This window comes from Serratia marcescens (genome assembly GCF_029846115.1).
Lineage (GTDB): Bacteria > Pseudomonadota > Gammaproteobacteria > Enterobacterales > Enterobacteriaceae > Serratia > Serratia marcescens_L.
On record NZ_JARVZZ010000001.1, the window covers coordinates 2,338,426 to 2,350,798 of the forward strand.

At 62.9% G+C, this 12,373-nt stretch carries 12 protein-coding genes; 6 read left to right on the forward strand and 6 right to left on the reverse strand.

Annotated elements, in window-relative coordinates:
• Nucleotides 1-16: 16 nt before the first annotated feature.
• Together QDT79_RS10975 and lsrK are read right to left on the reverse strand one after the other, a co-directional pair.
• Nucleotides 17-1,201, reverse strand: coding sequence for an MFS transporter (locus QDT79_RS10975; protein WP_063991236.1), 1,185 nt, complete (start codon nucleotides 1,199-1,201; stop codon nucleotides 17-19).
• A gap of 221 nt (nucleotides 1,202-1,422) precedes the next feature.
• Entirely contained in the window at nucleotides 1,423-2,988 is a 1,566-nt protein-coding gene (lsrK, locus tag QDT79_RS10980; RefSeq protein WP_165384397.1) for an autoinducer-2 kinase, read from the reverse strand.
• A gap of 192 nt (nucleotides 2,989-3,180) precedes the next feature.
• Here lsrK and lsrG point away from each other — a divergent pair, with 192 nt between their 5' ends.
• The 3 genes from lsrG (at nucleotide 3,181) to QDT79_RS10995 (ending at nucleotide 5,141) form a co-directional block, all read left to right on the forward strand.
• The gene (lsrG, locus tag QDT79_RS10985) at nucleotides 3,181-3,474 is read left to right on the forward strand and encodes a (4S)-4-hydroxy-5-phosphonooxypentane-2,3-dione isomerase (protein WP_043146917.1); all 294 of its coding nucleotides are present in this window, start codon (nucleotides 3,181-3,183) and stop codon (nucleotides 3,472-3,474) included.
• Between the two features lie 87 nt (nucleotides 3,475-3,561).
• The gene (locus tag QDT79_RS10990; RefSeq protein ID WP_063991238.1) at nucleotides 3,562-4,467 is read left to right on the forward strand and encodes an EamA family transporter; all 906 of its coding nucleotides are present in this window, start codon (nucleotides 3,562-3,564) and stop codon (nucleotides 4,465-4,467) included.
• Between the two features lie 83 nt (nucleotides 4,468-4,550).
• Nucleotides 4,551-5,141, forward strand: a complete 591-nt coding sequence (locus tag QDT79_RS10995; RefSeq protein ID WP_308316492.1) for a LysE family translocator — start codon at nucleotides 4,551-4,553, stop codon at nucleotides 5,139-5,141.
• Here the strand turns inward: QDT79_RS10995 and QDT79_RS11000 are convergent.
• The gene (locus tag QDT79_RS11000) at nucleotides 5,117-5,944 is read right to left on the reverse strand and encodes a helix-turn-helix transcriptional regulator (protein WP_308316493.1); all 828 of its coding nucleotides are present in this window, start codon (nucleotides 5,942-5,944) and stop codon (nucleotides 5,117-5,119) included. The genes QDT79_RS10995 and QDT79_RS11000 overlap by 25 nt on opposite strands.
• Before the next feature lie 69 nt (nucleotides 5,945-6,013).
• Here QDT79_RS11000 and QDT79_RS11005 point away from each other — a divergent pair, with 69 nt between their 5' ends.
• Complete coding sequence (locus QDT79_RS11005; protein WP_025301999.1) at nucleotides 6,014-6,232, forward strand: DUF7661 family protein; 219 nt, start codon at nucleotides 6,014-6,016, stop codon at nucleotides 6,230-6,232.
• Nucleotides 6,233-6,241: 9 nt separating this feature from the next.
• Here the strand turns inward: QDT79_RS11005 and QDT79_RS11010 are convergent, their stop codons facing one another.
• Nucleotides 6,242-7,090 carry a PA4780 family RIO1-like protein kinase gene (locus QDT79_RS11010; RefSeq protein WP_063991241.1) on the reverse strand — a complete coding sequence of 283 codons (849 nt, stop codon included), beginning with the start codon at nucleotides 7,088-7,090 and terminating at the stop codon, nucleotides 6,242-6,244.
• 120 nt (nucleotides 7,091-7,210) lie between these two features.
• Nucleotides 7,211-8,701 carry an alpha-amylase gene (gene amyA, locus QDT79_RS11015; RefSeq protein WP_308316494.1) on the reverse strand — a complete coding sequence of 497 codons (1,491 nt, stop codon included), beginning with the start codon at nucleotides 8,699-8,701 and terminating at the stop codon, nucleotides 7,211-7,213.
• 500 nt (nucleotides 8,702-9,201) lie between these two features.
• Between amyA and QDT79_RS11020 the strand changes: the two genes are divergently transcribed.
• Nucleotides 9,202-10,107 carry a bifunctional helix-turn-helix transcriptional regulator/GNAT family N-acetyltransferase gene (locus tag QDT79_RS11020; protein ID WP_107227363.1) on the forward strand — a complete coding sequence of 302 codons (906 nt, stop codon included), beginning with the start codon at nucleotides 9,202-9,204 and terminating at the stop codon, nucleotides 10,105-10,107.
• Between the two features lie 84 nt (nucleotides 10,108-10,191).
• A complete protein-coding gene (locus tag QDT79_RS11025; protein ID WP_063991244.1) occupies nucleotides 10,192-11,490 on the forward strand; it encodes an SLC13 family permease in 1,299 nt (432 codons plus the stop codon).
• On the opposite strand, the gene dapF is transcribed toward QDT79_RS11025, so the two are convergent.
• Nucleotides 11,465-12,340, reverse strand: a complete 876-nt coding sequence (dapF, locus tag QDT79_RS11030) for a diaminopimelate epimerase (protein ID WP_107227364.1) — start codon at nucleotides 12,338-12,340, stop codon at nucleotides 11,465-11,467. The genes QDT79_RS11025 and dapF overlap by 26 nt on opposite strands.
• Nucleotides 12,341-12,373: the final 33 nt, after the last annotated feature.

Here is a 12,373-nt window from a genome sequence, read left to right on the forward strand (position 1 = left end):
TGCGGATAAATAAGGATTAACACTGTTTAGCGCCAATCGCGCCGGATCGCAAGCTGAGGCCGAACACCAGCGTGGCGGAGAGGATCAGCGCGCCGCCGAACAGCATGGTGCTGCTGACGCCTTGCCAGTCCACCACCTCGCCGCCCAGCAGTGCGCCGGAGGCCAGCGCGATCTGAATGACGCACACCAGCAGCGCCTGGCCGGCTTCCGGCGCCTGCGGCACGGCGGCGAACATCCAGTTGGTGGCGCATACCGGCACCGCGCCAAAGGCCAGCCCCCAGACCAACACCATCAGCGTGGCGCCGCCGAGGCCGCTGAGCAGCGGCGAAACAATCAGAATGCCCGCCAGCATGGCGGCGATCAGGATGAAGGTAGCGCGCAGGCTGTACTCCCCCAGACGCTCGCCGAGGAAGGTGCCCAGCAGGCCGATGGCGCCATAGGCCAACAGCTGCAGTGAGATCGCCGACGGGCTGAGGACGAACACCTGTTGCAGCAGGGGCCGCAGATAGGTGTAGGCGGCAAAGTGGCCGATGAACAACAGCACGATGGCGATCAGGCCGATGCGCGCCATCGGCAGGCGCAGCGGCAGCACCAGATCGCGCGGCGTGACCGGCCGGGAAGGCGGCACCGAGGTCAGCAAACGCAGCTGCGCGAGCAGCACGCCAACCGCCAATGCCGCACCGCCGAAGAAGGCGGCGCGCCAGCCGAACAGATCGCCGATCAGCGCCCCGGCCGGCACGCCACACACCGCGCCGACCGAGATGCCGCTGAGGATCAGCGCGGTGGCGCGGCCCTGGCTGGCTTCCGGCACCAGATGGCGGCCGTAGTTGGCGGCGAACGACCAGAAGCCGCCGACGCAGATGCCCAGCAGCACGCGGCCCAACAGCATCATCGGGAAGTTAACCGCCAGCGCCGCCACCAGGTTGGAGACGATCAGCAGCAGCGACAGCCCCAGCATCAGTAAACGCCGATCCAGGCGGCCGGAAATCAGGCTCAATGCGGGGGCGGCCACCGCCGCCACGATGCCGGGCATGGTGACCATCAGCCCGGCAGTGCCGGTGCTGACGCCGAGCGAAGGGGCGATGTTGGTCAGCAGGCCGATCGGCAGAAACTCGGTGGTGACCATAACAAAACAGGCGACCGTCAGCGAGAAGATCGCCGGCCACGGGGATGATGCAGGTTTATCTTTATTATTCAGCATAATGCCGCTCGTCTTGGGTGAATGCGCAGGCCGCGCTCGGGGCGCGGTGTGACCGAAATCACAATCTACGGCAGGCCGAAGCCGCGGATAAATCCGTTTGCGGTGGTTACACTGTTTCTGAGGGGAAACAATCGCCGGCGGCGAGTGGAAACGCGGCTTGCGCCGCGCTGAGGGGAAAGGAATAAAACGGCATAAGGTTATGACCGAATGCCGCGTAGCGTTTACAGCCCTGGCGCTTTCCACAGCGAAGTGGTCAGGCCGCTATCCACCAGCGTCAGCTGATCGGCGTAAACCTGCCGCCAGGTTTCTTTCTGTTCCTGATACAGCGCGTGGTGGGCCATGTCCGGCTGATACTCGCGTTCCCAACGCACCAGGCGCTCACCGGTTTCGGCCAGCGACTCGTACAGCCCGGCGCCGACGCCGGCGGCGATCGCACAGCCCAGCGCGGTGGCCTCTTTGACCACCGGCACCCGCACCGTCAAACCGGTGACGTCGCTGAGGATCTGGCTCCACAGCTTGCCCTTGGCCCCGCCGCCGGCGAACACCAGCGAGCGCGCCTGCACGCCGGAGAAGGCAGCGATTTGCTCCAGGTTGCAGGCGGAGACGATGGCGGCGTTCTCCTCCAGCGCGCGGAATAGCGTCTGTTTGTTGCAACGTTCCGGATCGATCGACATGTTGATGAACGATGGCGCCGCGTGGTACCAGGTTTTGAAATGCATGGCGTCGGAAAAGATCGGCATCACGCCGTAGGCACCCGGCGGCACCCTGGCCGCCATCTCTTCCAGCAGGCTGTAGGCATCGACCCCCAGCCGCTCCGCCAGCAATTTTTCCTCCGCGCAGAAAGCGTCGCGGAACCAGCGCATGGTCAGGCCGGTAAAGAAGCTGATGGATTCCGCCTGCGCCATGCCGGGAATGACGTGGGGGTTGATGCGAATGTTCATCTCCGGATCGATGGCCGGCTCCGGCAGGTTGACGATCTGCTGCCAGAAGGTGCCGCCGAGCACCGCCGTCTGCCCGGCGCGCACGATGCCGAGCCCCAGGCTACCGAGCTGCACGTCGCCGCCGCCCATCACCACCGGGGTGCCGCGCAGCAGCCCGCTCTCCTGCGCCGCTTGTTCGGTGACGCGCCCCAGCACGCTGCCGGTCTCTTTCACCGGCGACAGAATATCGGCGCGCAGCCCGGCCATGTCGAGCAGCGCCGGCCGCCAGTCGCGGCTGGTCAGATCCAGCATGCCGGTGGTGCCGGCGTTGGAAGGATCGACCGCCAGCTCGCCGCTGAGCATGTTGGCCAGCCAGTCGCTGATCATGGTCAGCGTCGCCGCCTGGCGGTAGATGTCCGGACGATGGTGCGCCAGCCACAGCAGGCGCGGCATGGCGCTCAGCGCCAGCGTCTGGCCGGAGTATTGATACACCTCGCGTTCGAAGCCGTGGTTGTGCAGCTCTTTCAGCTCGCTGACTTCGTGGCTGGCGCGCGCATCGACGTTGGCGCAGGCCCAGATCGGCACGCCGTTGCGGTCGTACAGAACGATGCCTTCACGCATCGAGCAGCAGGCCACCGCGCGTATCGCCTGCGCCGTCAGCCCGGCGCGCTGCAAGGCCTGGCGAATGCACTGGCAGGCCAGCTGCCAGTTGCGGCTGAGGTCAAACTCCATCGAGCCGGGCACGCCCGACACCGCCAGGTGTTGCCACTCCGCCTGGCCGTGCGCGATCTGGTTGCCCGCCACATCGAAGATCACCGCGCGAATGCTGCCCGTTCCTGCGTCCAGCGCCATCAAGTAGTTATCCATAGCCTATGCTCTCAGGGGGAGGAGTGTTAACTATAGATGCCGCCGCCTTACCCCGCCGGGGAAGGAGTGGGCGTCGCCGATGCGATTTGTGAGCCAGGCGGCAAAATTGCCGTTGCGGCGGGCAATCGACGGGAATAAACCTATGGTTGGAAAGAGTCATTTTGCGGTACGCCGTTTAAACAAGGAGTTGCCATGCACGTCACATTGGTTGAGATCAACGTTAAACAGGACAAAATCGACGAATTTATCGATGTTTTCCGCGCCAATCATCGGGGGGCAATCGAAGAGCCGGGCAACCTGCGCTTCGACGTGCTGCAGGATGAACAGATTCCGACGCGGTTTTACATCTACGAAGCTTATCGCGACGAGCAGGCGGTGGCGGCGCACAAGCAGACCCCGCACTACCTGCAGTGCGTGGAGAAGCTGGAAGCGCTGATGACCGGCCCGCGCAAGAAGACCACCTTTATCGGCCTGATGCCGGAATAATCGCCGGCGTTTGCCGGTGTCCATGCGCCCGGTTTGGTTGTAACCTGCAAGCTAAAGCGAATTTTCAATGGGATAAGCGGGGCGAGGATGACATTGCGCGATCGGCTGTTGGCGCTGTTGGTGGTGGTGATCTGGGGCGTGAATTTCGTCGTGATCAAGTTCGGTTTACAGGGCATGCCGCCGTTTCTGCTGGCCGGGATGCGTTTTTTGCTGGTGGCGTTGCCGGCGATCTTTTTTATCCCGCGTCCGACTATCCCGTGGAAATGGCTGCTGCTGTATGGCATGACCATGAGCTTCGCGCAATTCGCGTTTCTGTTCGTCGCCATCAAGGTGGGGATGCCGGCGGGGCTGGCTTCGCTGGTGCTGCAGGCGCAGGTGTTCTTCACCTTGCTGTTGGGTGTCGTGCTGATGGGCGAAAAGCTGCGCGTCAACCATTTCGTCGGCATCGCTATCGCCAGCGGCGGCATGCTGGTGCTGGCGCAGGCCAGCCTGCATAAGCCGGGCAGCGGCGCGGTCCCCTTGGCGGGCCTGCTGCTGACGCTGGCGGCGGCGTTTTCCTGGGCGCTGGGCAACCTGACCAACAAGAAGATCCTGGCCGGTTTCCCGCAGCGTAATATTTTATCGCTGGTGGTGTGGAGCGCGCCGATCCCGGTCGTGCCGTTCCTGGCTTGCAGCTGGCTGTTCGACGGCCCTGAGGCGGTGCTAAGCAGCCTGAGTCATGTGCAGGTCGGCACCTGGCTGGCGGTTGCCTATCTGGCGTTCGCCGCCACGCTGTTCGGTTATTCGGTGTGGGGCAGCCTGCTGGGGCGCTATGAAACCTGGCGGGTTGCGCCGCTGACGCTGCTGGTGCCGCTGGTCGGGTTGTTCGCCGCCTGGCTGCTGCTGGACGAAGCGCTGTCGCCGGCGCAATTCGGCGGCGCATTGCTGGTGCTGGCCGGCATGGCGGTCAACACCTTCGGGCTGCCGCGCCGTCGGGCGGCGATCGCGCGTTAAACCGAACAGGGCAATTCTGTTCAATACGTTGGCGGCGGCGGCCGGCATTCTGGCGCCTGTGAATACTTTCTCAGGTGCCCATCATGAACATCTACCTTTCCATGGCCGCGTTTGCGCTGGCGGCCTCCATCACTCCCGGCCCGGTCAACATCGTCGCCTTGAGCGCCGGGGCGCAATTCGGCTTTGGCGCGACCCAGCGCCACGTGTTCGGCGCCACGCTGGGATTTACCCTGTTGCTGGTGCTGCTGGGATTGGGCATGCACCAGCTGCTGATCCTGTGGCCGGCATTGACCCGCTTGATTCAGTGGGCCGGCGTGGCCTTCCTGCTGTTTATGGCCTACCGGCTGGCGTTTGACGACGGCAGATTGGGCAACGGCGCGGCGCGGGCGCCTTCCTGTTGGTACGGCGCGCTGATGCAATGGCTGAACCCCAAGGCGTGGCTGGCGTCGGTAGCCAGCTTCGGCGCCTTTGTCGGCGACGGCGATATGCTGTTGCTGTGGCAGTTCGCCGGGCTCTACTTCGTGATTTGCTATGCCTCGGTGGCCTGCTGGGCCTATGTCGGCGCGATGCTGCATGGCCTGCTCAGGCAGGCGCGCAACGTGCGGCGTTTCAACCGGGCGATGGCGCTGCTGTTGGCGGCCAGCGCCTGCTATCTGCTGGCGGAAGGTTTTTGATACTGCCCCGGCGTGGCGGCCAGCAGCTGCTTGAAGGTGCGCTGGAAGTGCGCCTGATCGGCAAAGCCGCTTTCGCTGGCGGCTGCGGCGATCGGCAGGCCGCTCTTCAACAGCCGATGGCCGTGCTGCACGCGACGGTTGACCAGATAGGCGTGCGGCGTCATGCCGTAGCGCTGGCGGAAGGCGCGGATCAGGTAAGAAGGGGACAGCGCGGCGGCGCGGCAAATGTCGTCCAGCGTCAGCGGCCGGGTGCAGTGCGCGTCGATAAACGCCGCCGCCGCTTCCAGTCGGGTATGCGACGGTGTCTCCGGCTGGCGGACATCGCCCAGCCCGAGCTGCAGGGCGCTGAAATACTCCACCATGGCGATCTGTTTTTCCAGCGCGCAGCACAGCGGATCCGTCAGCAGCGCATAAAGCCGGTTCAGGCCGTGGAACAGCGCCGGATCGCGGCTGAGCGGCTGGCTGAACGGAACAAAACGGTCGCCGTCGCCGCCGAGCAGCTCCTGCTGCAGCGCGCCGAGCCAGGCGAGATCGAGATAGAACATGATGTACGACCAACGGCGATCGGCAATGGGGTTGCAGGCATGCGCCTGCTGCGGGTTGATGACAACCAAATCGCCGGCGCTGACCTGCATGCGCCGCTCGCTGTTGACATAGGTGCTGACGCCGCCGGTGATGGCGCCGATGGAAAAGAATTCGTGGCTGTGCAGGCTGTAACACACCTGGCGGCCATCCGCGATGGCGCGGGCTTCGACGAACGGCAACTGCGGATCGCGCCAGAACTGCGGCGTTTTTTCACTCATACGCTTTCCTTTTCACTGCGGCGGCATCACAGTGTTATAGCCTGAAAGCGACGAGAGAGGGAATGGCGGATGATGATTTTTAACGTGTTCGGCCGTCTGCTGGGCGTGAAGCGCATCGGGGACGAATGGCGGCTGTTCCGCGTGACGTTGCCGGAGCGCAAATATGCCCCCAGTCACGATATCGTGCTGCCGGCCGATCTGCGCGAAGAGGAGATCGCCGGCTATCTGGGGGATATCTATCACGAGGCGGCGACGCCGCAGCGGCCGGACGTGTTTCGCGTCGAATAGCGCGGCGCGTTACTCTTCCGCGTTGCGCGCCATCATGCGGCGCTGGTGTTCCTCGCCGGCGGCCTGGATCTCTTCCAGCACCGATCCGACGTCGGCGCGTTTCTGGATTTCGCTGAACCGGCCGCTGAGAGTGCTGTCCGGTGTCAGGTTGCCTTCCTGATACAGCGCCCAAATCTCTTTGGCGTATTGGCTGTCGCGCAGCTCCGGCGCGAACTGGCCGTAATACTCGGCCAGATTGCCGATATCGCGCTCGAACATGCTTTTGGCGTGGTTGTTGGCGGCGGCGTCCACCACCTGCGGCAGATCGATGATCACCGGCCCGTCTTTATCCATCAGCACGTTGAATTCCGACAGGTCGCCATGCACCAGCCCGGCGCACAGCATGCGCACCGCGTAGTTCATCATCAGGGCGTGATCGGCGCGCGCCTGTTCCGGCGTCAGGATGACATCGCTCAGGCGCGGCGCCACCAGGCCTTCTTCGTCGGTGATCAGCTCCATCAGCAGCACGCCGTCCAGGCAGATGTCCGGCTGCGGCACCCGCACCCCGGCCTTGGCCAGCAGATACAGTGCGTCCACTTCGGTGTTTTGCCAGGCTTCTTCCTGCTGCTGGCGGCCGAATTTGGAGCCTTTGCTCATGGCGCGCGCGTCGCGGCTGTTGCGCACCTTGCGCCCTTCCTGATAGTGAACGGCCTGCTTGAAGTTGCGCTTCTCGGCCTCTTTGTACACTTTGGCGCAGCGGATCTCATCGCCGCAGCGCACGATAAACACGTCGGCTTCTTTGCCGCTTTTCAACCGGCGGATGACGTCGTCGATTAACCCGTCATCAACCAGCGGCTGGAGTCGTTTTGGAATTTTCATGCAGCCTTGTACCCTATTTAGGCTCCGGTGTGAATGGCTTGCGCAGTTGATAGCGTAAGTTAGACCCGAAAGGCAAACATTAGTTTTGCCGCCGCGTCATCATTACGCGGCGGCGGGCGCTCACAGGCTGGCGGCCGGCACCCAAACGCTGACGCTGCCGGCGTTGACCGGGAAATGGGCACTGCCCTGGTCGTCGGTGGTGATTTCCTCCTGACGGTTGCCGAGGAAATCGCGCCAGGCGGTGTGCGCCAAATCGGCGCCCAGTGCGACGGTCTTGCCGCTCTCGCCGCCGTTGGTCAGCACCACCACGCAGCCGGGGGCCTCGGCGGTGCCGGCGCGGCTGAAGGCAACGCAGTGGCTGTCGTCGAAGTAGTCGGTTTGCGGGCCGTTGGCGAAACGCTGGCGGGCGGCAATCAGCTTCTCCAGCTCCGGGATCGCCGGCATATCAATCTGGTACTCGCCGCCGTCGCGCCCCTTGTCGCGGTAGCTGGCGCCATACAGGTCGGGGTAAAACACGCAGGGCACGCCCTGTTCGCGCAGCAGGATCAGCGCGTAGGCCAGCGGTTTGAACCAGGGTTCCACCGGCGCTTCCAGCGACTGCAACGGCTGGGTGTCGTGGTTGGCGACCAGCGTTACCGCGTGGGCCGGATCGGCGGCGGTCAGGGTATCGGTGAAGATCTGCGCCATGTCGAAGCCGTCTCCCTGTTTCGACGCCTGATGAAACTTCAGGTGCAGCGCCACGTCGAACAGCATCACCTTGCCGTCCACCAACTCGATGTATTGTTGCAGCGCACCGAGATCGTGCGACCAGTATTCGGCGACGATAAACAGGTCGCGCTGTGCGCTGCCGCGCACGTGATCCGCCCACTCTTTGAAGAACCAGGCGGGAATGTGTTTGGCGGCGTCCAGGCGGAAGCCGTCGCACGGCAGGCTTTCCAACAGCCAGCGCGCCCAGTATTTGAGCTCCTCCGTCACGGCGGCATTGCGGAACTCCACGTCGGCCCCCATCAGATAGTCGTAGTTGCCTTTTTCGTCGTCGACCTGATCGTTCCAGCCGTCGTCGCCATAGTCGTTGGCGATTTTGAACACCCCTTTGTCGTCCGGCTGCTCAACGTAATCGACGCCGCTGAAGCATGTGTAATCCCAGATAAACTCGGAATGCACGCCCTGGCGGCCGGGAAAGGTGAAGCGGGTGTAGGCCAGCGCGTCGAAGCCCTGGTCGTCGATGTCGTTGCGGTTGTTGGCGTCCACCTTGAACACGTGTACCTGTTCTTTCTCGTCCGCGCCGAGCTTGTGGTTGAACACCACGTCGTAGAGCACCCCCACGCCGTGTTCGCGCAGCGTATTGGCGGCGTGTTCGAGCGCCGCCTTGTCGCCGTATTTGGTGGCCACGCTGCCTTTCTGGTCAAATTCGCCGAGATCGAACAGATCGTATGTATCGTAGCCGACGGAGTAGCCGCCGGAAGCGCCCTTGCAGGCGGGCGGCAGCCACAGGTCGGTGATGCCCAGTTCGGCCAGGTGCGGGGCGCGCTCGGCGGCCTCCTGCCACAGTTTGCCGCCGTCGGGGTAGTACCAGTGAAAGAATTGCAGCAGGGTGGTTTTTTTCGTCATGAGCCAGCGTCCCGGTTAGCCAGAAGGAGAGGAGCAGTTAAAGCATGGGCTACTTTTGGCAAAAGGGACAATGGTGCAGGGAGGCGTGCGAAGGCAGGCGTAAATATGTAACCGACGTTGACCAGATAGCGGTTAAGTTGTTGCTATCAAGTTTTCACGTTTTAATTTTTATATTTTATTTTTCAAATAGATATTTATTTTATTTTTTGCTATTTCAAGGTTTGCTGTTTTTGCGCTCATTTTAATTGGTTTTTTATTTTAATTTTAAATTTTAATTTGGGTTTTAATTTTTAAAATGATTGTTTTTTTGGTTTTAAGTTCTTGTGTGTGAAATATTTTGACATATTCAGGTGCCCCGTTGGTTATTCATTCGCAATTGTTTATGCGTTATCGTTATGTTCGAAATTAGGTAACACTATCAACCAATAATCCATCCAACCTAGCGTGAAGGTGGAAGAACAGGGGAGCATAACGTCGTGAACATCAGGGATTTCAGAGCATTGGCGCGCAGTTTGGTCAGAGAATTCGGCATGTTGAACAAGCAGAGCAACGGCTCGCGCTTTTCGCCGCTGCAGATCCATCTGATGATCGAAGTCAGCGAGCAGCCGCTGGGCGTCACCGAGCTGGCGGCCCGGCTTTGCATCGACAAGGCCAGCGCCAGCCGGGCGCTGCGCAGCCTGGTCGCCGCCGGCGTGATAGAAACGGTGGATCATCCGGATGACAAGCGGCACAACCTGCATCGGCTGAGTAAAAACGGCGGCAAGGCGCTGGCCGGCATCGAGAGCGACGCCGACGGTTTTATGCAGGCGGCGCTGGCGCAGTTGGACGACGATGAGCTGGCGAGCACCACCGCGGCGATGAAAAAGATGACCGCGGCGCTGCGCAGCGCACGCAAACAGCGCGACGCCAACCTGCGGGTGCGGCCGATCGCCGCGCGCGACGATGCGGCGATGGCGGCGATCATTCGCGACGTGTTTCGTGAGTACGGCATGGACAAGATGGAAGGCGTCAGCCTGCACGATCCGGATCTCGATCGGCTGACCGGCCTGTATCGCGACAACGGCGGCCACTACTGGGTGCTGGAGCGGGACGGGCAGGTGGTGGGGGGCGTCGGCATGGCGCCGTTGGCGGGCGAAGAGCCCGGCTATTGCGAGCTGCAGAAGCTGTTCTTCAAACCCGGCGCGCGTGGGCTGGGTATGGCGCGCTATATGGTGGTGCAGGCGCTGAAGGCGGCGCGGGCGGCGGGGTATCGCTACTGCTACCTGGAAACCACCGAACAGTTGAAAGAGGCGATCGGGTTGTACTACGCGCTGGGATTCACGCTGCTGACGGAACGGCGCGGCAACACCGGCCATCACGGTTGCAACGTGTGCATGCTGAAAAATCTGAAGAACGGCGATATGTGAGCGGTTTCAAGGTTAGCGCCCGCGCCTTGTGCCACCCTGTTAACCGTTTGATAACAATCACAACGTTTTATCAGGGAGGAAACTATGCTAGGGGATCCGATGGCGCTGTCCGCGCTGGTCACGCTGGTGGTCATCGCGCTATGGGCCAGCGCCCGCTTGCCGGAGTATTTGGTCGCGCTGCTGTTCTTCGCGGCGGTGATGGTGTTGCAGCTGGCGCCTGCCGCGGTGACCTTTTCCGGTTTCGCGTCTTCCGCATTCTGGCTGGTGCTCAGCGGTTTTGTGCTGGGCACCGCCATCCGCAGCACCGGTTTGGCGGATCGCCTGGCCAACCGGCTCTTGCCGCACCTGGCCGGCTCCTGGCTCCGCCTGGTGGGCGGGGTGGTGGCGATAAGCTACGCGCTGGCGTTTGTCATGCCTTCCAACATGGGGCGCATTACGCTGCTGATGCCGATCGTCATGGCGTTGGCCGATCGCGCCGGTTTGGTGGAGGGCTCGCGCGGCCGCATCGGTTTGGCGCTGGCGGTGGGGTTCGGCACCTTCCAGCTCTCCGCCAGCATCCTGCCGGCCAACGTGCCCAATCTGGTGATGAGCGGCGCGGCGGAAAGCGCCTACGGCAGCCACTTCGCTTATCTTTCCTACCTGCTGTTGCACGCCCCGGTGCTCGGGATCGCCAAAGGCGCGCTGCTGACGCTGTGCATCTGCGGCCTGTTCCGTGCGCGGCCGCAGCCGGTGGCGGCCGAGGCGGCGCAAACCCCGCTCAGCGCCGCCGAATGGCGGCTGATCGCACTGTTGGGTGCCACGGTGTTGCTGTGGATGACCGACAGCTGGCACGGCATCGCCCCCGCCTGGATCGGGTTGGCGGCGGCCTGCTTCTGCCTGTTGCCACGTATCGGGTTTCTCAACGGCGAGCAGTTCGCCGCCGGGGTTAACGTGCGCACCTGCATCTACGTGGCGGGGATCCTGGGGCTGACCGCGCTGGTCAGCCACTCGGGGCTTGGCGATCGGCTGGGCGGTGCGCTGCTGGCGATGATGCCGGATCTGCACGGCAAACCGTTCACCGCATTCGGTTCGCTGGTGGGGATCACCGCGTTGCTGAATTTCGTGGTGACCGCCAACGGCGTGCCGGCGCTGTTTACCCCGCTGGCGCAGGCGCTGTCCGCGGGCAGCGGTCTGCCGCTGCTGACGGTGTTGATGACCCAGGTGATCGGTTACGCCACGCCGCTGCTGCCGTATCAGGCCTCGCCGATCGTGGTGGCGATGGGGATGGGCAAAGTGCCGGCGCGCGAAGGGCTAAAGCTGTGCCTGCTGTTGGCCGCGCTCAGTTTTGCGCTGCTGGTGCCGTTGGATTATCTGTGGTTCAGGCTGCTGGGGTGGATCCCGTAAACAGCCCCGCGCCGCCGGCAAAACAATCTTCGTCCAGCGTCAGGGTGGCGATTTTATGCACCGGTCCGCGCATGCTGACCTGAAAATCGCCGCTGAAGGCGATTTGCAGTTCGCCGCCCGGCATCCGCACGCTAACCCGATCGTCGACTTGTCCCAACTTGCGCATCACGCTGGCGGCGGCGCAGCTGCTGCTGCCGGAGGCGAGGGTAAAACCGGCGCCGCGCTCCCAGATGCCGATGCGCAGCGTCTGGCGATCGACCACTTCCACCAGTTGTACATTGGTGCGTTTCGGGAACAGCGGATGGCGTTCAATCTGCGGTCCGAGCCGATGCACCTGCGCCAGATCCAGTTTTTCCACCGGCACCACGCAGTGCGGGTTGCCCATCGACACCAGCGAAACGCTTAACGTCTCCTCCATCAGGGGCAGCGGATAGTTCAGTGCCTCCGGCAGATCGATCAAGGCCGGCAGCGCCGCCGGGCTGAAATTGGCGCGCCCCATCTCCACGGTTATCTGATGCGCGTCTTCCGCCACCTGGCAACGCACGTCGCCGCCGGCGGTATGCACCAGAAACGGCTGATGCCCCACGCGCTCGCTGTCGAACAGATACCGCGCGTAGATACGCAGGCCGTTGCCGCTTTTCTCCGCTTCGGAGCCGTCCGGGTTGATGATGCGCAGGGTGGGATTGACGGCGTCGCCGCTGTCGATCAGCAGGCCGTCGGAACCGATGCCGTAATGCGGGTGGCACAGCAGGCGGATCTGTTCCTGGCTCAGACGATCGGCGACCGAACGGTGGCAAACCAGGTAGTCGTTACCCAGGCCGTGATATTTGTGAAACAGCAGGGGAGTCATGGCGTTGCTCGGCTCAGCAAGAAAAGGTTGCTA

Excerpts from the sequence above, each read along its gene's own strand:
- QDT79_RS10990 (WP_063991238.1), top strand. The coding sequence starts at position 3,562 with ATGACATTGCGCGATCGGCTGTTGGCGCTGTTGGTGGTGGTGATCTGG.
- lsrG (WP_043146917.1), top strand. The coding sequence starts at position 3,181 with ATGCACGTCACATTGGTTGAGATCAACGTTAAACAGGACAAAATCGAC.
- lsrK (WP_165384397.1), bottom strand. The coding sequence starts at position 2,988 with ATGGATAACTACTTGATGGCGCTGGACGCAGGAACGGGCAGCATTCGC.
- QDT79_RS11010 (WP_063991241.1), bottom strand. The coding sequence starts at position 7,090 with ATGAAAATTCCAAAACGACTCCAGCCGCTGGTTGATGACGGGTTAATC.
- QDT79_RS10975 (WP_063991236.1), bottom strand. The coding sequence starts at position 1,201 with ATGCTGAATAATAAAGATAAACCTGCATCATCCCCGTGGCCGGCGATC.
- QDT79_RS11025 (WP_063991244.1), top strand. The coding sequence starts at position 10,192 with ATGCTAGGGGATCCGATGGCGCTGTCCGCGCTGGTCACGCTGGTGGTC.
- QDT79_RS11005 (WP_025301999.1), top strand. The coding sequence starts at position 6,014 with ATGATGATTTTTAACGTGTTCGGCCGTCTGCTGGGCGTGAAGCGCATC.
- amyA (WP_308316494.1), bottom strand. The coding sequence starts at position 8,701 with ATGACGAAAAAAACCACCCTGCTGCAATTCTTTCACTGGTACTACCCC.
- dapF (WP_107227364.1), bottom strand. The coding sequence starts at position 12,340 with ATGACTCCCCTGCTGTTTCACAAATATCACGGCCTGGGTAACGACTAC.
- QDT79_RS10995 (WP_308316492.1), top strand. The coding sequence starts at position 4,551 with ATGAACATCTACCTTTCCATGGCCGCGTTTGCGCTGGCGGCCTCCATC.
- QDT79_RS11000 (WP_308316493.1), bottom strand. The coding sequence starts at position 5,944 with ATGAGTGAAAAAACGCCGCAGTTCTGGCGCGATCCGCAGTTGCCGTTC.